General features: G+C 71.1%; 17 protein-coding genes. 12 read left to right on the forward strand and 5 right to left on the reverse strand.

What is annotated here, in order from left to right:
* Window positions 1-4 precede the first annotated feature (4 nt).
* Both OG811_RS21665 and OG811_RS21670 read right to left on the reverse strand, forming a co-directional pair.
* The gene (locus OG811_RS21665) at window positions 5-1,924 is read right to left on the reverse strand and encodes a helix-turn-helix domain-containing protein (protein WP_406068261.1); all 1,920 of its coding nucleotides are present in this window, start codon (window positions 1,922-1,924) and stop codon (window positions 5-7) included.
* 14 nt (window positions 1,925-1,938) lie between these two features.
* Window positions 1,939-2,721, reverse strand: a complete 783-nt coding sequence (locus OG811_RS21670; RefSeq protein WP_406068263.1) for a 3-hydroxybutyrate dehydrogenase — start codon at window positions 2,719-2,721, stop codon at window positions 1,939-1,941.
* A gap of 262 nt (window positions 2,722-2,983) precedes the next feature.
* On the opposite strand from OG811_RS21670, the gene ruvC reads away from it, so the two are divergent.
* The 8 genes from ruvC to OG811_RS21710 all read left to right on the forward strand — a co-directional run bounded on the left by ruvC (window position 2,984) and on the right by OG811_RS21710 (window position 12,482).
* A complete protein-coding gene (gene ruvC / locus OG811_RS21675; protein WP_406068265.1) occupies window positions 2,984-3,511 on the forward strand; it encodes a crossover junction endodeoxyribonuclease RuvC in 528 nt (175 codons plus the stop codon).
* Window positions 3,508-4,110, forward strand: a complete 603-nt coding sequence (ruvA, locus tag OG811_RS21680) for a Holliday junction branch migration protein RuvA (RefSeq protein ID WP_406068267.1) — start codon at window positions 3,508-3,510, stop codon at window positions 4,108-4,110. The genes ruvC and ruvA overlap by 4 nt, the downstream gene beginning before the upstream one ends.
* A 28-nt stretch (window positions 4,111-4,138) precedes the next feature.
* Window positions 4,139-5,206 (forward strand): Holliday junction branch migration DNA helicase RuvB, encoded by a 1,068-nt coding sequence (gene ruvB, locus OG811_RS21685; protein ID WP_406068269.1) that lies wholly within the window; start codon window positions 4,139-4,141, stop codon window positions 5,204-5,206.
* A gap of 141 nt (window positions 5,207-5,347) precedes the next feature.
* The gene (gene yajC / locus OG811_RS21690; protein ID WP_406068271.1) at window positions 5,348-5,686 is read left to right on the forward strand and encodes a preprotein translocase subunit YajC; all 339 of its coding nucleotides are present in this window, start codon (window positions 5,348-5,350) and stop codon (window positions 5,684-5,686) included.
* A gap of 279 nt (window positions 5,687-5,965) precedes the next feature.
* Window positions 5,966-7,885 carry a protein translocase subunit SecD gene (gene secD / locus OG811_RS21695; protein ID WP_406068273.1) on the forward strand — a complete coding sequence of 640 codons (1,920 nt, stop codon included), beginning with the start codon at window positions 5,966-5,968 and terminating at the stop codon, window positions 7,883-7,885.
* A 1-nt stretch (window position 7,886) separates the two neighbouring features.
* The gene (gene secF / locus OG811_RS21700) at window positions 7,887-9,083 is read left to right on the forward strand and encodes a protein translocase subunit SecF (protein WP_406068275.1); all 1,197 of its coding nucleotides are present in this window, start codon (window positions 7,887-7,889) and stop codon (window positions 9,081-9,083) included.
* A 108-nt stretch (window positions 9,084-9,191) separates the two neighbouring features.
* On the forward strand, window positions 9,192-9,758 hold the full coding sequence (locus tag OG811_RS21705; protein WP_406068276.1) for an adenine phosphoribosyltransferase: 567 nt from the start codon (window positions 9,192-9,194) through the stop codon (window positions 9,756-9,758).
* Window positions 9,759-9,956: 198 nt separating this feature from the next.
* The gene (locus OG811_RS21710) at window positions 9,957-12,482 is read left to right on the forward strand and encodes a RelA/SpoT family protein (protein ID WP_406068277.1); all 2,526 of its coding nucleotides are present in this window, start codon (window positions 9,957-9,959) and stop codon (window positions 12,480-12,482) included.
* A 79-nt stretch (window positions 12,483-12,561) separates the two neighbouring features.
* Here the strand turns inward: OG811_RS21710 and OG811_RS21715 are convergent, their stop codons facing one another.
* On the reverse strand, window positions 12,562-13,401 hold the full coding sequence (locus OG811_RS21715; protein ID WP_406068278.1) for a peptidylprolyl isomerase: 840 nt from the start codon (window positions 13,399-13,401) through the stop codon (window positions 12,562-12,564).
* A 59-nt stretch (window positions 13,402-13,460) separates the two neighbouring features.
* Window positions 13,461-14,345: a peptidylprolyl isomerase gene (locus OG811_RS21720; protein ID WP_406068279.1), complete on the reverse strand. Its 885-nt coding sequence runs from the start codon at window positions 14,343-14,345 to the stop codon at window positions 13,461-13,463.
* A gap of 270 nt (window positions 14,346-14,615) precedes the next feature.
* Here OG811_RS21720 and OG811_RS21725 point away from each other — a divergent pair, with 270 nt between their 5' ends.
* The 3 genes from OG811_RS21725 to OG811_RS21735 all read left to right on the forward strand — a co-directional run bounded on the left by OG811_RS21725 (window position 14,616) and on the right by OG811_RS21735 (window position 17,745).
* A complete protein-coding gene (locus tag OG811_RS21725; protein WP_406068280.1) occupies window positions 14,616-15,332 on the forward strand; it encodes an MBL fold metallo-hydrolase in 717 nt (238 codons plus the stop codon).
* 71 nt (window positions 15,333-15,403) lie between these two features.
* Window positions 15,404-16,732: a histidine--tRNA ligase gene (gene hisS / locus OG811_RS21730; protein WP_406068281.1), complete on the forward strand. Its 1,329-nt coding sequence runs from the start codon at window positions 15,404-15,406 to the stop codon at window positions 16,730-16,732.
* A 77-nt stretch (window positions 16,733-16,809) separates the two neighbouring features.
* Window positions 16,810-17,745, forward strand: coding sequence for an acyl-ACP desaturase (locus OG811_RS21735; protein ID WP_406075847.1), 936 nt, complete (start codon window positions 16,810-16,812; stop codon window positions 17,743-17,745).
* A 102-nt stretch (window positions 17,746-17,847) separates the two neighbouring features.
* Here OG811_RS21735 and OG811_RS21740 read toward each other — a convergent pair whose 3' ends face one another.
* Window positions 17,848-18,102, reverse strand: coding sequence for a PaaI family thioesterase (locus tag OG811_RS21740; protein WP_406068282.1), 255 nt, complete (start codon window positions 18,100-18,102; stop codon window positions 17,848-17,850).
* Between the two features lie 177 nt (window positions 18,103-18,279).
* Between OG811_RS21740 and OG811_RS21745 the strand changes: the two genes are divergently transcribed.
* Window positions 18,280-18,432, forward strand: coding sequence for a hypothetical protein (locus OG811_RS21745; RefSeq protein WP_406068283.1), 153 nt, complete (start codon window positions 18,280-18,282; stop codon window positions 18,430-18,432).
* Window positions 18,433-18,767: the final 335 nt, after the last annotated feature.

The raw sequence follows: 18,767 nt of genomic DNA on the forward strand, positions 1-18,767 counted from the left end.
CGTCTCAGCTGGCCGGAGCGCGTAGGCGGTGCAGGCGCAGCGCGAGCTGCACCTCCAGCGCCCGCTCGGGTCGCTGCCAGTCGGCGCCGAGCAGTTGCCCGACCCGCTCCAGCCGCTGGGTCACCGTGTTGACGTGCACGTGCAGCTGCTCGGAGGCCCGGGCCAGGCTGCCACCCACCCCGAAGTACGCCTCCAACGTCTTGACCAGAGCCGTCCCCCGCCGGGCGTCGTAGTCGACCACCGGCCCGACCGTGGCGCTGAGGAACTGGGTCACGTCCGTTTCGCCCCGGTCGCCGACCGTGCCCAGCAGCAGCCCGACGAACCCCAGCTCCGCGGAGCTCGCCCCCTGACCGGCCCGGCCCAGCGCGCCCAGCGCGGTGAGGCACCGGTCCGCCTCGTGGAACGTCCCGGCCAGCGCCGCCGGCGTGTTCGACGGACCACTCGCCCCGGCCGTCACCGGTCGGCCGGTCACCCGGGACAGGTCCCGGGCAACCGCACGGGCGCTGCCACCGGCGTCCAACCCCGGCAGCATCAGCACCACCCGGCCGTCGCGCGCCGCGGCCAGCCCGCCCCGCGCCGAGGCGTAGGTGGTGGCCCAGGAGAGCACCCGCTGCCGGGCCGAGCCGGTCGCGGCGATCGCGTCGTCGCCCACCGCCACCAACACGTGCGGCGCGTCCAGGTCCACCCCGAGCCGGCGAGCCCGGCTGCGCAGCGCGTCGGTGTCGCGCAGCGGGCGGGCGATCAGATCGTCCAGCAGCTCGCCGCGAACCCGCCCCTCCGCCTCGGCGACCGTCCGGCGGAACAGCAGCAGCAGCGCGGTCACCAGCGCGGCCCGCTCCAGGATCCGCTGGTCGGCGTCGACCAACTCGTCGTCCGGGCGCAGCACCAGGGCACCCAGGTTCTCCGCGCCCGCCACCACGGCGGCGTACCAGAGCGGACTGCGGCGCACGCTGCGCCCCTCGGTCCGGGACGCGGCCACCGCCTCGACGATGTCCGCCCGGTCCGGCTCGTCGATCTCACCCACCCGGGCCAGCAGGCGGCCTTCGGCGTCCAGCGCCAGCAGCGCGCCGCCCAGCACCTCGGTCACCGCGGCCGCCACGTCCTCCACACCGCCGCCGCGCAGCACCAGCGCGGTCATCCGGTCGTGTGCCGCCGCGGCCCGCTCCACCGAGCTGCTGTGCGCCCGGATGGTGGTGTTCGCCGCCGACAACTCGGCCAGCGCCGAGCGGGTCTCGGTCAGCAGTCGGGCGGTGTCGATCGCCACCGCGGCGTGCGCGGCGAGGGACACCAGCAGCGTCACCTCCTCCCGGACGAACGGTCGGGCCGAACGGTTGGCCGCGTAGAGCACCCCGATCGAGGTGGAGCCGAGTCGCAGCGGCACCCCGAGGATCGCGACCAGACCCTCCTCCCCGACCCCGGCGTCGATCTCACCGGTGTGGTGGAAGCGCGCGTCCTCGCCGTAGTTGGCGGTGACGTACGGGGCGCCGGACTGGGCTACCAGGCCACCGAGGCCGGCGCCCATCGGCAGGCGCAGCTGCTGGAAGCGGGCCGAGACCGACCCGTCGGTCACCCGCATGTAGGTGTCGCCGCGCTCGTCGTCGTTGAGCGTCATGTAGGCCACGTCCGCGCCGAGCAGGTTGCGGGCCCGGTGCACGATCGCCCGCAGCACGTCGTCCAGGTCGCGCAACCCGGCCAGGTCACTGACCGTGTCGTACAGGCCGGACAGCTCGGTCTCACGGCGGCGGCGCCGCTCCAGCAGCGCGCGGACCCGCAACGCCACCGACTTTGCCTGCTCCAGCTCGGCCAGCCGGTCGGGCGGCAGGCCGGCGGCCCGCGCGGCCACCAGAGGTCCCTCGAACTCGACCGCTGCGGCCTCACGGGCGAGCAGTTCCAGGAACTCCACCGGCGATGACATGGTCGACATTGTGCTCGGGCCCACTAGTTCGCCGTCCAGCCCCCGTCGAGGGCGATCGACGCGCCGGTGATGAACGCCGCCGGCGACGAGCAGAGGTACGCCAGCAGTTCGGCGACCTCCTCCGGTTCGATCAGTCGCTTGATCGCGGCCCGGGCCAGCATGATCTTCTCGATCACCTCGGCCTCCGGGATGTCGTGGCTGGCCGCCTGGTTGGCGATCTGGCTCTCCACCAGGGCGGTGCGCACGTACGCCGGGTTGATGCAGTTGGCGGTGACCCCGTGCGCGGCGCCCTCCAGGGCGACCACCTTCGACAACCCTTCGAGGGCGTGCTTGGCCGAGACGTAGGCCGCCTTGTACGGCGAGGCCCGCAGCCCGTGCACCGAGGAGATGTTGACGATCCGGCCCCAGCCCCGGGCATACATGTGCGGGAGCGCGCGGCGGATGATCAGGAACGGCGCCTCGACCATCACCCGTTGGATGTACTCGAAGCGCTCGACGGGGAAGTCCTGCAGCGGCGCCACGTGCTGGAGCCCGGCGTTGTTCACCACGATGTCCACGTCCACGTCGAGGCGGTCCACCGCCGTGGCGTCGGACAGGTCGACGCCCTCGGCCCGGCCGCCGGTCTCGGCGGCCACCGCCTTGGCCGCCTCCAGGTTGCGGTCCACCACGAGCACCTTGGCGCCGGCCGCGCCCAGCCGCAGGGCGCACGCCCGCCCGATGCCGCTTCCGCCCCCGGTGACCAGGGCGGTCCGACCGGCGAGGTCGACCTGTACGACGTGGGGGACCGCCACGGGTTCTGCCGTCATGGCGCAAGAAGTTACGAGCTGTGTGGCCTCCGGCACATGGGCCAGCGACACATACTCCGGGGCAAAGCTGTGTGGCACCCCCGGCAGCAGGCGAGCCGGCGCGGGCCCTGATGTTTGGGCCTGGGATGGCCGGGCGGCGCAAGCACTGCGTACGCGCTCAGACGCCGCAACGAATGCGAGGGCGTGTCCCGTGGGGCCCGTGGGAAGGCCGACGGTTAGGGTGTCGAACACACGTACTGCTGACGGCTGGGGAGGGGGCGGCGTGCGGGTGCTGGGCGTTGACCCGGGGTTGACCCGGTGTGGGGTGGGCGTGGTCGAGGGTGTGCCCGGCCGACCCTGCACTCTCATCGCCTACTACGTGGTCTACACCGACCCGGCCGACGACCTGGCGCTGCGCCTGCTGCACCTGGACCGGTCACTGACCGAGCTGGTCGCCAAACACCAGCCCGAGAGCGTTGCCGTCGAGCGGGTGTTCAGCCAGCACAACGTGCGTACGGTGATGGGCACCGCGCAGGCCAGCGGCATCGCCGTGCTGGCCGGTGCGCGGGCCGGGCTGCCGGTGCAGACGTACACCCCGAGCGAGGTGAAGGCGGCCGTGACCGGGTCCGGTCAGGCCGACAAGGCGCAGATGACCGCCATGGTGACCCGCCTATTGCGGCTGGCCGAGCCGCCGAAGCCGGCCGACGCCGCCGATGCGCTCGCCCTGGCCATCTGCCACGTGTGGCGCGGCGGGACCCGCTCCAAGCTGGCCGCGGCCGCCGACCGGGCACGACGAGGAGGAGCACGATGATCGCCAGCGTGCGCGGCACGGTGACCGCGACGGGCCCGGATCAGGCCGTGATCGAGGTTGGCGGTGTCGGCCTCGCCGTGCACTGCGCCCCCGGGACCCTCGCGGAGCTGCGGGTCGGCCAGGTCGCCCGGCTCGCCACCAGCCTGATCGTGCGGGAAGATTCGCTGACTCTCTACGGCTTCGCCGACGACGACGCCAAGTCGCTGTTCGAGCTGCTCCAGACCGCCAGCGGGGTCGGCCCGCGACTGGCCCAGGCGGTGCTGGCCGTGCACACTCCGGACGCGGTGCGCAAGGCGATCGCCAACGCCGACACCGCGGCGCTGACCCGGGTGCCCGGGATCGGCAAGAAGGGCGCCGAACGCCTGGTGCTGGAGCTGCGCGACCGGATCGGCCCGGTGCCGATCGGCGTCGACGGCGTGGCCGGGGTGACTGGCGGCAGCTGGCCCGACCAGGTCCGGCAGGCGCTGGTCGGGCTGGGCTGGACGGCCGGTCAGGCCGACCAGGCCGTGGCCGCTGTCGCGGAGACGATCGTGGGCGAGACGCCGCCGGTGCCGGTCCTGCTCAAGCAGGCCATCCGCCTGCTCGGTCGTACCCGATGAGTGCCCGGCCGCGACGGGAGGCGGCGCGGTGAGCGAGACCGACGGGCTTGCCTCGGCGTACGTCAGTGATGCCGAGCGGGACGCGGAGGCCACGGTACGGCCGAGGCGGCTGGCCGAGTTCATCGCCCAGGACCGGGTGCGCGACCAGCTCGACCTGTTATTGCAGGGCGCGATGCGGCGGGGGTCGCCACCGGATCACATCCTGCTCTCCGGCCCGCCCGGGCTGGGCAAGACGAGCCTGGCCAACATCGTCGCCGCCGAGCTGGGCGCGGGCATCCGCGTGACCAGCGGCCCGGCGATCGAGCGTTCCGGTGACCTGGCGGCGATCCTGACCAGCCTCGCCGAGGGCGACGTGTTTTTCATCGACGAGATCCACCGCATCGCGCGGCCGGCCGAGGAACTGCTCTACAGCGCCATGGAGGACTTCCGGGTCGACGTGGTGGTCGGCAAGGGGCCGGGGGCGACCGCGATCCCGCTGGACGTCGAGCCGTTCACCCTGGTCGGCGCGACGACCCGCTCGGGCCTGTTGACCGGGCCGATGCGGGACCGGTTCGGCTTCGTCGCGCACCTCGACTTCTACGCTCCGGCGGATCTGGAGACGCTGCTGCACCGCTCGGCGCGGATTCTCGGTGTGCCGATCACACCCGAAGGAGCGACCGAGATCGCCAGCCGGTCCCGGGGCACCCCGCGGATCGCCAACCGGCTGTTGCGCCGGGTCCGCGATTATGCGGAGGTGCGGGCCGACGGCGTGGTCGATCTCGCCACCGCCCGTGCCGCGTTGATCGTGTACGACGTGGACGCGCTCGGCCTGGACCGGCTGGACCGGGCGGTGCTGACCGCGCTGGTCGACTCGTTCCGGGGTGGCCCGGTGGGCCTGTCCACCCTTGCCGTGGCGGTGGGGGAGCAGCCGGACACGGTGGAGGAGGTCTGCGAGCCGTTCCTGGTCCGCGCTGGTCTGTTGGCCCGTACGCCCCGCGGGCGGGTGGCCACCGAGGGTGCCTGGCGGCATCTGGGACGCACCCCGCCAAATGGTACATTTGGCATGGATGGTCCGGCGGTGCCCGATCTGTTCTCGTTGGAGACCGATCAGCCGTGATGTGAACGTGATCTGTGCCGCATTCGGTGTTCTCAGGTGCAGGGTTTAGACTTCGCCGCGGTCTGTACAGGACGTGAGAATCCGCCTCCGCTCCGGCACCCCAGGTGCCGGGCAGGTGGCCAATGGGAAGGTTCAGTAACCGTGCATTACGCAGCAGCGGGTGGCGGGGCCGGCAGTTTCACGCCGATCCTGATGATCGCCCTGCTCTTCGGTGTCATGTATTTCATGATGATCCGGCCCCAGCAGAAGCGCCGCCGCGAGGCGGAGTCGATGCAGTCCAACCTCGGCCCCGGCGACGAGGTCGTGACCATCGGCGGGCTCTACGGCACGGTCACCGGCATCGAGGACGACACCGTCCTGATCGAGGTCGCTCCGGGTGTCCAGACCCGCTACGCCCGCCCGGCCATCGCTCGGGTGGTCACCCGTGCGGAGCTGCCGAGCGAGCCGGTCACCGAGGACGCGGACGCCGTCAAGGACTGACGCCTTCCCTCCGGGGGTGGTGAGCCCGGCGTACGGCCGGTCGACCGGCTTCCGGGCCGCCGAGCCCCGCCGGGGCAGCGGACGAGACGTGAAAACTGGATAGTTGGGTCGACGCCGGGCGTCGGCACGTTCCCGTGACCGTCGGCGTCCCACGCCGGTGTGTCCGGCCCTCGTGTCGGCACCTCGTCGGCTCAGGTGAGACCCGTCGGCCGGGACCCCCGGCCGGACACCGCCGCCGCTGCGCGCAGCGGCGCGACCGTACAGGGAGACAGGACAGCCGTGGCACCACCTCAGGGACAGATGCGCCCCGGGCGGCAGCTCGCCGTGCTCGGGTTCATCTTCGTGGTCCTCTATCTTTTGGTGTTCTTCTCGGGCGGCGCCAGCGGCAGCTTGAAGGACCGGCTCGAGCCTCGGCTCGGCCTGGACCTCATCGGCGGCACCCGGGTGACGCTGGAGGCGACCAACAGCGTCGACGGCAAGCCTCCGACCGCGGAGAACCTCGAGGAGGCCCGGCAGATCATCGAGAGCCGGGTCAACGCGTTCGGCGTGGCCGAGGCCGAGGTGGTCACCGAGGGCAACCGGAACATCGTCATCTCCCTGCCCGGTGAAAACCGGGACCTCACCGACGTGGGCAGCGCCGCCGAGCTGCGCTTCCGCAAGGTGCTCAAGGCCGCCGACGGCAGCGGAACGGCCGCGGTGCCCCCGCCGGCCGCCACGCCCATCCCGTCCGACAGTGCGTTGCCGACTCCGTCCGGCAGCGCGTCGCCGAAGGTGACCCCGTCGGGCAGTGGCGCGCCGAAGGTGAGCTCGTCGCCCAGCGGTGGCCAGGGCGGAATGGCTCCGGCCTCGCCCACGCCGACCCCCTCGGCGTCCGCGTCCGCCTCGCCGAGTGCCGCCGCGCCGACGCCGAGCGCCAGCGCGGAGCCGGTGCCGGCCAGCGTCGAGGAGCAGCGCAAGGCCGTCGAGCAGAAGGTCGGCGCTCCCGCCTGGCAGGCCGCCAGCGCGTTGCAGGCCCCGGCCGACCTGGCCACCGACCCGTCGTTGGCCGACAAGCTCACGCCGTTCGGCACGCTGTCGCCGCAAGAGGTGGCCGTGCTGCCGGCGCAGATGCAGTTCAACGTGCCGACGATCGGCTGCGCGCAGCTCGACAAGCGTCCGCCGGCGTCGATCTCGGACCCGAAGCAGCAGGTCGTCGCCTGCGAGGACGGCGTTTCGAAGTACCTGCTCGACCAGGCCAAGGTGCTGGGCACCGACGTGAACGACGCCGACGCGGTGCTCGACCAGACCAACGCCTGGGTGGTCAGCCTCGACTTCACCAGCAAAGGCCAGGGGAAGTGGACCGATCTGACCCGTGAGTCGTTCCAGAACACGGGCCAGGCCTGCGACGCGATCGCGCTGGGTCAGGACGGCAAGTGCCGGGTGGCCGTCGTGCTGGACAACGAGATCGTCTCCTCCCCGGAGATCCAGGGCGTGCTGACCGGTAACTCCCAGATCACCGGTAACTTCAACCAGAAGGACGCCAGCACTCTCGCCGGCCAGCTCCGCTACGGCGCGCTGCCGGTGACCTTCGAGCAGCAGGAGGCGCAGAACGTCACCGCCACGCTGGGTGCCAGCCACCTGCGCGCCGGTCTGCTCGCGGCCGGCATCGGCATGCTGCTGGTCATCATCTACGCCTTCTTCTACTACCGGCTGCTCGGCTCGGTGATCTTCCTGAGCCTGATCCTCTCCGCGTTGCTGGTCTTCGGCGCGCTGGTGGTGCTCGGCCGGCAGATCGGTTTCACGCTCACCCTCGCCGGCATCGCCGGCATGATCGTCTCGCTCGGTGTGGCGGCGGACTCGTTCGTCATCTACTTCGAACGGTTGAAGGACGAGATCCGGGAGGGTCGCAGCCCGCGTAGCGCGGTGCCCCGCGCCTGGATCCGGGCCCGCCGGACGATCATCTCGGCCAACGCGATCACCCTGCTCTCGGCGGTGGTGCTCTACGTGGTCTCGGTTGGCACGGTCAAGGGCTTCGCGTTCGCCCTCGGCCTGGCCACCGTGCTGGACCTGGTCGTGGTCTTCCTCTTCCGGCACCCGATCATGACGATGTTCGCCCGGACCCGGGCGTTCCTGTCCCCGCGGGTCAGCGGTCTGGGCCGGGCGCTTCCGGCCCGCACCCAGCAGACTCAGCCCCGCAACCCGCGCGCCAAGGAGGCCTGAGATGGCTGGAAACGGTCTGGCGAGCCGCCTCTACAACGGCGAGGCCGGTCTCAACATCGTCGGCCGGCGCAAGCTCTGGTTCGGCGTCGCCGGGGCCCTGATCCTGATCGCGTTCCTCAGCTTCGGGTTGCGCGGCTTCAGCCTCGGCATCGAGTTCGCCGGCGGTAACTCGTTCCAGGTGCCGGCCAGCGTCGGCACCCTGGACGACGCCGAGCGGGAGGTCAACTCGGCCCTCGCCGCCGAGAACACCGGCATCGAGGTCGCCACCGCGCAGAAGGTGGGCGGTCCCGGTGGCGACTCCTACGAGCTGCGCACCGGGCAGCTCAGCGCCGAGCAGACCGTCGCGGTCAAGGCCAAGATTGCCCAGGATCTCGGCATCGACGAGGGGCAGATCAGCGGCAACCAGGTCAGCGAGGCGTGGGGCAGCCAGGTCACCGAGCGGGCCATCCTCGGCCTGGTCATCTTCCTCGCGCTGGTGATGGTCTACCTGATCCTGCGCTTCGAGTGGCGGATGGCCGTCGCCGCGGTCGCCTCGCTGATCACGAACCTGATCCTCACCGCCGGCATCTACTCGCTGGTCGGCTTCGAGGTCACCCCGTCAACGATCATCGGCTTCCTCACGATCCTGGGCTTCGCGCTCTACGACGTGGTGGTGGTCTTCGACAAGGTCCAGGAGAACACCCGGGGCATCACCGCCAACAACAACCAGACGTACAGCGAGGCCTCCAACCTCGCCGTCAACCAGAGCCTGATGCGGTCGCTGAACACCTCGGTGGTCGCCCTGCTGCCGGTCGGCGGTCTGCTCTTCATCGGTGCCGGCCTGCTCGGCGCCGGCACGTTGAAGGACCTCGGCCTGGTGTTGTTCGTCGGTATGGCGGTGGCGTTCCTGACCTCCATCCTGGTGGCCACCCCGCTGCTGGCGCTGCTGAAGAACTACGACCCGCGGATCCAGGCGCACAACAAGCGCATCCTGACCCGCCGGGGCGGCCTCGCCCGCGGCGAGGTCACCGGTAAGGGTGTCGTGAGCCCGGACCAGGCCGATGCGACCGAAGAGCCGCTCGACGCGGACGCTGCCGCGCTGGCTGGTGCCGCCCCCAAGGTGGGCGCTCGGCCGGCGGGCAAGCGGCCCACCACCGGTGCCCGGGGCGGTCGCCCGGGTGGCGGCGGCAACCGGCCGGGTGGCGCCAAGCGGCGCTGACCCGGCAGGAAACACCCGAACGGCGTCCGGCATGCTGTGCGAGCAGCGAGGGGCTTTGACACAGCCCCTAGCCGGACGCCGTTGTCGTTGAAGGGAAGCGGAACAGCCGTGACGGAGACCCACAGCACCGAGGCGCGCGGAGACAGCGGCCCGGAGGCCGCCCGACTAGTCGCCGGCCGGGTGCTGGACGTGCCCGACTTCCCCAAGCCCGGCGTCATGTTCAAGGACCTCATGCCGCTGTTCGCCGACGGGAAGGTTTTCCGCGAGGTGATCGATGGGATCGTCGCCCACCACGGACGGGACGCCTTCGACGTGGTGGTCGGCATCGAGGCGCGCGGGTTCGTCGTCGCGGCGGCCATCGCGTACGCGACCGGGGTGGGCGTGGTGCCAGTGCGCAAGGCCGGCAAGCTGCCCCGTCCGGCGCACTCGGTCTCCTACGCCCTGGAGTACGGCGAGGCCACCCTTGAGGTGCACGAGGACGCCTTCACCACGGGGCGCCGGGTGCTGGTGGTCGACGACGTGCTGGCCACGGGCGGCACCGCCGAGGCGACGCTGGACCTGGTCGAGCGGGCCGGTGGGACCGTCACCGGCTTCACCGTGCTGCTGGAGCTCGGTTTCCTGGGCGGGCGGGAGCGGCTGGCACCCCGTACCGTTCATGCCCTGCTGACCGTTTGAGCCGGCCGACGCCCTGCCGACCGGTTGATCCCAGACCCATCGGGCGGAGGCGGCGCCGACCATCCGGCGGAGCGGCAGGGGGCCGTCCGTGCGGGTAGCATTGCCCTTTGCTGACGCCGGCGGTACGCCGTCCGGCGGCGCGAGACCAGGCCGGCCGATGTTCGGCCGGTGTGTTTCCGGCGAGCGGTGAGGAGGCCGGTGTCCCACGATGTCGTCCCTCCGGCGGAGGGCACGGTGCACCCGACAGGCGACGCTGACGGCTCGGTGACTGACCGGACAGGCGACGCGCCAGCCCGGGTGACGGGCACCGGCAACGGCTCCTCCGGCAGGGCTCCGGGCGAGAGCGCGGTGCGTCCGACCAGCGGCCCGCCCAGCGCCGAGGCGTCCCCCGGCGCCGATGGGGTGGTGGTGCCGTTCCCGAGTGACGCCGGTGTCGACCCGTCGCCGAGCGGTGGCTTCGGGCTGTCCAACGCGCCCACCGGCCGGCGGGTCCGGGCCCGGCTGGCCCGGTTCAACGCGCCCTGGCAGACCTCGCAGGTCAGCGAGGTGCTCGAGCCGCTCATCGCGAGCCACCGGGACAACCACCCCAAGGCCGACGCCCGCCTGCTTCAGCGTGCCTTCGACACGGCCGCGCGGTGGCACTCGGGGCAGTACCGCAAGTCCGGTGACCCCTACATCACCCACCCGCTCGCGGTGGCGACCATCCTCGGCAACCTGGGGATGGACACCACCACGTTGGTGGCCGCGCTGCTGCACGACACCATCGAGGACACCGAATACAGCCTCGACCAGATGCGCGCCGACTTCGGTGGCGAGGTCGCCCTGCTGGTCGACGGTGTCACGAAGCTCGACAAGGTCAAGCTGGGCGACGCGGCCAAGGCCGAGACGATCCGCAAGATGGTCGTGGCGATGGCCAAGGACCCGCGGGTGCTGGTGATCAAGCTGGCTGACCGGCTGCACAACATGCGCACCCTGACGTTCCTGCCCCGGCCCAAGCAGGAGCAGAAGGCCAAGGAGACGCTGGAGATCCTGGCGCCCCTCGCGCACCGGCTCGGTATGAACACGATCAAGTGGGAGTTGGAGGATCTCTCCTTCGGCACGTTGTTCCCGAAGCGCTACGAGGAGATCAACCGGCTGATCGGGGAGCACCAGCCGCAGCGCGAGGCGCTGCTGCGGCAGGTGACACAGAAGGTGCAGGTCGACCTGAAGGCTGCCAAGATCAAGGCGGAGACCACCGGGCGGCCGAAGCACCTCTACTCGATCTACCAGAAGATGATCGTGCGGGGTCGTGACTTCAACGACATCTACGACCTGGTCGGGGTGCGGATCCTGGTCGACACGGTCCGGGACTGCTACGCGGCGCTGGGTGTGATCCACGCCAACTGGCAGCCGGTGCCGGGCCGCTTCAAGGACTACATCGCGATGCCCAAGTTCAACATGTACCAGTCGTTGCACACGACGGTCATCGGGCCCACCGGCAAGCCGGTGGAGATGCAGATCCGCACGTACGCGATGCACCGCACCGCGGAGTTCGGCATCGCCGCGCACTGGAAGTACAAGGAGCACAAGGGCACCCAGATCGTCGGCCCGCCCGCGCACATCGACGAGATGACCTGGCTGCGGCAGCTGCTGGACTGGCAGCGGGAGGCGGCCGACCCGAGCGAGTTCCTGGACGCGCTGCGCTTTGACCTGTCCAGCCAGGAGGTGTACGTCTTCACCCCGAAGGGTGACGTCATCCCGCTGCCGACCGGGTCGACGCCGGTGGACTTCGCGTACGCGGTGCACACCGAGGTGGGGCACAAGTGCATCGGGGCGCGGGTCAACGGGAAGTTGGTGCCGTTGGAGTCGACGCTGTCCAACGGCGACGTGATCGAAATCTTCACCTCGAAGTCCGAGACCGCCGGCCCGACACAGGACTGGCTGGGCTTCGTCAAGAGCCCCCGCGCGCGGACGAAGATCCGGCAGTACTTCAACAAGGAGCGGCGCGAGGAGGCGATCGAGGCCGGCAAGGACGCGATCGTCAAGGCGATGCGCAAGCAGGGCATGCCGTTGCAGCGGATGCTCACCTCCGACGCGCTGATGTCGATCGCGCGCGACCTGCACCTGGCCGACGTGGCCTCGCTCTACGCGGCGGTCGGCGACAGCCAGGTCTCCGCGCAGTCGGTGGTGCAGAAGCTGATGGCCGCGTATGGGGGCGAGGAGGGCGCGGCGGAGGACATCGCCGAGACCGCCGTCGCCACCCGGCCGCCGCGCAGCCGCCAGAGCAGCAGCGACCCCGGTGTCGTGGTCCGAGGCGTCAGCGACGTCTGGATCAAGCTGGCCCGGTGCTGCACCCCGGTCCCACCGGACTCGGTGTTCGGGTTCGTCACCCGCTCCGGCGGAGTGAGCGTGCACCGCGACGACTGCGCCAACGCCGAAGACCTGCGGGCGCAGAGCGAGCGGGTGGTCGAGGTCAGTTGGAAGCTCACCTCAGCCTCGACGTTCCTGGTCGCCATCCAGGTCGAGGCACTGGACCGGCACAAGCTGCTGGCCGACGTCACCCGGGTGCTCTCCGACGAACGGGTCAACATCCTCTCCGCCACCGTCACCACCACCCGCGACCGGGTGGCGGTGAGCCGGTTCAGCTTCGAGATGGCCGACCCGAAGCACCTGGGCCACCTGCTGGCCACGGTTCGCAAGGTGGACGGCGTCTTCGACGCGTACCGGGTCACCTCCGGCGCCTGACCCGCCGCACACCGCGTACCTCGGACCCGGAAGCGCCCGCCGGCTCAGCCGGCGGGCGCTTCGTCGTGTCTGCGGGGTGTCAGCCCTGCGGCGGGCTCATCACGAGGTCCTTGATGACGACCTCCTTCTTCGGGTGGCCACCGCCGGCCTGCTGGGCGAACGCCCCGTCGTCGCCGGCCTTGGCCACGTCCTTGACGATGTCCAGGCCACCGGTGATGGTGCCCAGCACCGTGTACGCCGGGTCCAGCGGCGAGTCGCCGTAGACGATGAAGAACTGGCTGCCGGTGCTGCCCGGCTGGCCGGAGTTGGCCATCGCGATGACACCCTCCGGGTACGGCGGGCGCTTGTCGGTCGGCAGGTTCTCCTCGGGCAGACGGTAGCTCGGGCCTCCGGTGCCGTCGGTCTCCCGCCAGCCGTTGCCGGTGGCGCTGGGATCACCGCACTGCAACACCTTGATGCCCTCGGTCACAAGCCGGTGGCACTTGGTGTTGTCGAAGAAGTTCTTCTCCGCGAGGTAGCTGAAGCTGCCCGCCGTGCACGGCACCAGCGACCGGTCGACCTTGGCGGTGATCGGGCCCAGGTTGGTGTCGATCGTCATGGTCTGCACGCCGGTGGCGGACTGCTCGTTGCTCGGCAGCCCCACGTCCTTGATCTGCGCGGGCCGCTGCTCCGTGGGCAGTGCGTTGAACGCGCACTCGGACGCGCCGGGCGCCTGAGCGGCGGTGTCGGGCTTGTCGTCGTCGCCGCCGAGGGTCATCGCCAGCCAGACGGTGCCGGCGACCACGAGCACCAGCGCGGCACCCGCGCTGACGATCGCCTGCGTCTGCCGGCGCTTGCGGGCCTTGGCCGAGCGCTCGGCCATATCCTTCTCGAGCCGGGCGCGTGCCGCCGCGCGCTGGCGCTCTCTGGTGGACGTCACGCCTGGATCCTCCTGGCTGTCTGCTGCTGAGTGCCGCTTGAGTGGGTGGGGGCGACCGGTCAGCCGGCGCTCGGGCTGCTCGCCGGGGCGCCGGAGGCCGACGGCGCCGGTGCCGCACCGGTGACCGGTTCACCGACGGTGAGGCTCTGGATCGTCACGTCGGCGCTGGGCTTGACCTTTGCCCCGGTCCCATTGTCCACGGTCGGGAGGGCGCCGATCTTTTCCACGACGTCCAGCCCGCCGGTCACCCGGCCGATCACCGGGTACTTCGGGTCGGTGGTGGTGAAGTCCTTGAAGAAGATCAGGAACTGGCTGCCGTTGTTGCCCGGCGGGTTGGCGATCATCGCCACGGTGCCCTTCGGGTAGGTCGGCGGTTGGCCGGGGGCCGGGCTGGCCGACGGTGACGCCGACGGCACGGTCGGCAGTTCCTCGTCGTAGAACGAGTAGGTCGGCCCACCGAGGCCGGTGCCGCTGGGGTCGCCGCAGCGCAGCGCGCCGTCGGCGATGATCTCGTGGCACGTGGTGTTGTCGTAGAACGACCGGCTCGCCAGGTGGGCGATGCTCGCCGCCGCGCACGGGGAGTTGGCCAGGCTCAGCTCCGCGGTGATCGGCGCGCCCTGGTTGGTGGTCACGGTCATCGCCCGGGTGCCGTCGGTGGGCAGACCCTTGGTCTCCGGCGTGCCGACATCCTTGAGGTTGGTGTTGGCCGTCGCGTCCTGCGGCGTCCAGAGGCAGGTGTCCTCCGTGGCCGTGTTCTGCTTCGGGTCGGAGTCGAACGCCCCGAGCGCCCAGGCCGAGCCGGCCACGACCAACACGAGGATCAGGGCGGCGCCAACACCGGCCTGGATCTGCCGACGGCGCCGTGTGGCGGCGGCCCGGCGAGCCAACTGCCGGTCGAGCTTGGCACGCGCCAGTTTGCGCTGCCGGTCCCTGCTGGAAGCCACCCGTGCTCCCCTTTCCTCTGCCTGGTCGTCGCCGGCGGCCGGGCGTCCCGGCCCGTCCGGGCGTCACGTGTGCCGCGCCACACGCCCGCCAGAGTGTACGGCTAGCGACTGGGAATGTGGTGTACGAGGTCCACCCCATCCCGAGCAGCGCTTATCGGGCGTTGTCACTGTGCCCCACGGGGTGCGAGGGACAGACGCGGCGAACTCGCTCGGCCCGCCCGTTAGGCTGCTGGGCAGGACGACAGCTGCTCGACGGAAAGGACAGCGCCCGTGCTCGTGGCCGGCTTTCCCGCAGACGCCTTCGGCACCAACTGTTACGTGGTTGCCACCGCGCCGGGGGAGCAGTGCGTGGTGGTCGATCCCGGCATCGGGGTGCTCGACCAGCTCGACGCGCTGCTCGCCGAGCACCGCCTGCATCCGGCCGCCGTGCTGCTCACCCACGGCCACCTCGACCACACCTTCTCGGCCGCGCCGGTCTGCGGTGCACGCGGCATCACCGCCTACGTGCACCCGGGTGACCGGGAGATGCTGGCCGACCCGTCCAAGGGCCTCTCGGCCGACCTGACGGCGCTCTTCGGCGGCCGGCTGAGCTACACCGAGCCGGAGGACGTGGCCGAGCTGACCGACGGCGCCACCCTCACGCTCGCCGGCCTGGAGATCGCGGTCGACCATGCCCCGGGCCATACCGGCGGGTCGGTGCTGTTCCGACTGCCGGGCGCCGGGTCGGGCTGGGAGGCTGACGAGCTGTGCCTCTCCGGTGACGTCCTCTTCGCCGGGTCGATCGGCCGCACCGACCTGCCGGGCGGGAGCATGCCGGCCATGCTCACCAGCCTGCGCGACAAGATCCTCCCGCTGGCCGACGACACCGTCGTGCTGCCCGGCCACGGCCCCATCACCACCATCGGCCGCGAGCGCGCCAGCAACCCGTACCTCATCGAGGTGGCACAGGTCGGCGGCGGCCGACCTGCGCCCACCCGGGGCCTCTAGACCTTCTCCGCGCCGCGCGCGGACCCACGACACCACCGCGCCGCGGGCGCGGAACCGCAAGGAGTACGCCGATGAGCAAGCCCACGCCCATCTCCGGTTTCCCGGAGTGGACCCCCGGCCAGCGGATGATCGAGCAGTTCGTGCTCGACAAGATCCGGGCCACCTTCGAGCTGTACGGCTTCGCGCCGCTGGAGACCCGCGCCGTGGAGCCGCTGGACCAGCTGCTGCGCAAGGGCGAGACCTCGAAGGAGGTCTACGTGATCCGGCGGCTGCACGCCGACGCCGAGGGGTCGGGCGGTGACGACCAGCTCGGCCTGCACTTCGACCTGACCGTGCCGTTCGCCCGGTACGTGCTGGAGAACGCCGGCAAGTTGGCGTTCCCGTTCCGCCGCTACCAGATCCAGAAGGTGTGGCGGGGTGAACGGCCGCAGGAGGGCCGCTACCGGGAGTTCGTCCAGGCCGACATCGACATCGTCGACCGGGACACCCTGGCTCCGCACCACGAGGCGGAGATGCCCCTCGTCATCGGGGACGCGCTGCGCTCGCTGCCGATCCCGCCGGTGACGATCCAGGTCAACAACCGCAAGATCTGCGAGGGCTTCTACCGGGGCATCGGGCTGACCGACCCGGAGGCGGCGCTGCGCGCCGTGGACAAGCTCGACAAGATCGGCCCGGTGAAGGTGGCCGAGCTGCTGGCTCAGACCACCGGAGCGAGCGAGGCGCAGGCGAAGGCGTGCCTCGCGTTGGCGGAGATCTCCGCTCCGGACGCCTCGTTCGCCGACGCCGTGCGGGCGCTCGGGGTGAGCGACCCGCTGCTCGACGAGGGCATCGAGGAGCTGGTCCGGGTGGTGGAGACCGCCGCCGAGCACTCGCCCGGACTCTGCGTGGCGGACCTGCGGATCGCCCGCGGCCTCGATTACTACACCGGCACCGTCTACGAGACCCAGCTGCGCGGCTACGAGAAGTTCGGCTCGATCTGCTCCGGCGGCCGGTACGACAACCTGGCCACCGCCGGCGCTGCCTCGTACCCGGGGGTGGGCATCTCGATCGGGGTGACCCGGCTGCTCGGGCTGCTCTTCGGCGCGGGGGAGCTGTCGGTCTCCCGCGAGGTGCCGACAGCCGTGCTCGTCGCGGTGACCAGCGAGGAGCAGCGCACGGCCAGCAACCGGGTGGCCGAGGCGCTGCGGCGGCGCGCGGTGCCGACCGAGGTGTCGCCGAGCGCGGCGAAGTTCGGCAAGCAGATCCGCTATGCCGAGCGCCGCGGCATCCCGTACGTCTGGTTCCCGGGTGCCGACGGAGCGCCGGACGAGGTGAAGGACATCCGCTCGGGTGAGCAGGTCACGGCCGTTGCGGGGGAGTGGATGCCACCTCTGGAGGACCTCAAGCCGACGGTCGGTTGAGCGTTACGACTGGCGCGTACGGCCTCGGGGACCTACGGTTGCGTAAGTTACGCCACCGTAGGGAGTTTCTCGTGACCATGAGCACCACACTGAGCCAGACCGCACTCCTCGTCGAGTTGGAGCCGGTGGTTGCCCGCAACCTCGACCGCCACCTCACGCTGGCCAAGGAGTGGTTCCCGCACGAGTACGTGCCGTGGAGCGAGGGGCGCACCTTCGACGGGCCGCTCGGTGGCGAGGCGTGGTCTCCGACCGACTCCACCATCCCCGACGTGGCCCGCACCGCGCTGATCGTGAACCTGCTGACCGAGGACAACCTGCCCTCGTACCACCACGAGATCGCCACCCTGTTCGGGCGGGACGGCGCGTGGGGCACCTGGGTGCACCGGTGGACCGCGGAGGAGGGCCGGCACGGTGTCGCGATCCGCGACTACCTGACCGTCAGCCGGGCGGTCGACCCGGTGGCGTTGGAGCGGGCCCGGATGACGCACATGTCGGAGGGCTACACCAACGCCCACGGCGACGAGGTGCTGCACTCACTGGCGTACGTCTCGTTCCAGGAGCTGGCCACCCGGATCTCGCACCGCAACACCGGCAAGGCCACCGGCGACCCCGCGTGCGAGGCGCTGCTGGCCCGGGTGGCCGCCGACGAGAACCTGCACATGGTCTTCTACCGCAACCTGCTCGCCGCCGCGTTCGAGCTGGCCCCGAGCCAGGCCATGCGGGCGGTCGCCGACGTGGTGGCCGACTTCCAGATGCCGGGCAGCGGCATCGACGGTTTCGCCCGCAAGTCGGTGGCGATCGCCCTGGCCGGCATCTACGACCTGCGCCAGCACCGCGACGAGGTGCTGCAGCCGGTGCTGCGCCAGTGGGACGTCTTCAACGTGAACGGCCTCAACGCCGACGGCGAAGCCGCCCGCGAGGAGCTGGCCGCTCAGCTGGAAAACCTGGAGCACGCCGCAAGCCGCTTCGAAGAGAAGCGCGACGCCCGAGCCGCCCGCCTAGCCCTCCGCTAAGCCCACCCCTGCCGCCCCATCCCCACCCCCGCCCCGCCCCGCCCCCGTTGATCATGAAGTTATTGCCACTCGCACCGGCGTGTCGGAGCAATAACTTCATGATCAACGGGGGTGATGGCGGGGGGATGCGGGCTTCGCTCGGCCAGGGCCGTACGCCGGCCGCGTTGCAGTACCGTGCCCTCGCAGCGCAGCGTGCCGCTGTCGATCGTGCAGCGTGGTGTGCACGGCGCACCCCGCGGCGGTGTCCAGCAGCGTCGGGAGGACGCCACCGTGGACGCTGCCGAGGGGGTTGTAGTGGAACTCCTGCGGGGTCAGCTCGACGACGACCCGACCCTCGTCGGCCTCCATCCGGGTCATGTCGATGAGGTGCATCAACCGGCGGCGCGGCCAGCTCGCCGGCGATCGTCGCCCGGAGCATGTCGATGCCGCTGCGTCGACCGACCTCGGCGGCGTTGGCCGCCGGATCTGCCCAGGTGAAGGTACGGGTGCGTGCCGGTTCCTGCGTCTGGGTCATGGACGCAGCCTGGCAGCAGGTTGCTGAGTCGTGAGCCGTACCGGGAGCCCGGCAGTCGGCTGCGCCACGGGTACCGGCTGACGGACAAGGGCCTGGACCTGTGGCTGGTGCTGGTCGCCGTGCTCGGCTGGGGCGCGACCGGTGCCTCGCCGATCCGGAGGGTTCGCCGCTGACCAATCACCCACCGTGACTGCGGCGCTCCGGTAGGCGTCGAACTGCGATGTGCCGACGGGCACGACGTGGGTCAGGTGCGCGATGTGGTGCCCCGCCCGGTTCCCGGCGCCCGTCGCCGTACCCCCTGACGCGCGGCACCCTCGCCATCCAGCGCCTTCGAGGCATCGGTGACCGTGCTCATGCGAAACGGATTCGATGTGACGGTGGTTGTTCGCCAGCGGGTCAGGGGTGTTGCGGCGATGCGGCCGGGCCAAGATCGGCAAATCCGGGCGAAACCAAGCCTTGTCAATGATCTCAAGTATGTAGATACTTCACTTCATTCGGCCGGTTTCCC

Source organism: Micromonospora sp. NBC_01638, from assembly GCF_045209745.1.
In the GTDB taxonomy this organism is placed as follows: domain Bacteria; phylum Actinomycetota; class Actinomycetes; order Mycobacteriales; family Micromonosporaceae; genus Micromonospora.

Coding starts and splice junctions, on each gene's coding strand:
- OG811_RS21665 (WP_406068261.1), bottom strand. CDS start 1,924: ATGTCGACCATGTCATCGCCGGTGGAGTTCCTGGAACTGCTCGCCCGT.
- OG811_RS21670 (WP_406068263.1), bottom strand. CDS start 2,721: ATGACGGCAGAACCCGTGGCGGTCCCCCACGTCGTACAGGTCGACCTC.
- ruvA (WP_406068267.1), top strand. CDS start 3,508: ATGATCGCCAGCGTGCGCGGCACGGTGACCGCGACGGGCCCGGATCAG.
- secF (WP_406068275.1), top strand. CDS start 7,887: ATGGCTGGAAACGGTCTGGCGAGCCGCCTCTACAACGGCGAGGCCGGT.
- hisS (WP_406068281.1), top strand. CDS start 15,404: ATGAGCAAGCCCACGCCCATCTCCGGTTTCCCGGAGTGGACCCCCGGC.
- OG811_RS21735 (WP_406075847.1), top strand. CDS start 16,810: ATGAGCACCACACTGAGCCAGACCGCACTCCTCGTCGAGTTGGAGCCG.
- OG811_RS21740 (WP_406068282.1), bottom strand. CDS start 18,102: ATGACCCGGATGGAGGCCGACGAGGGTCGGGTCGTCGTCGAGCTGACC.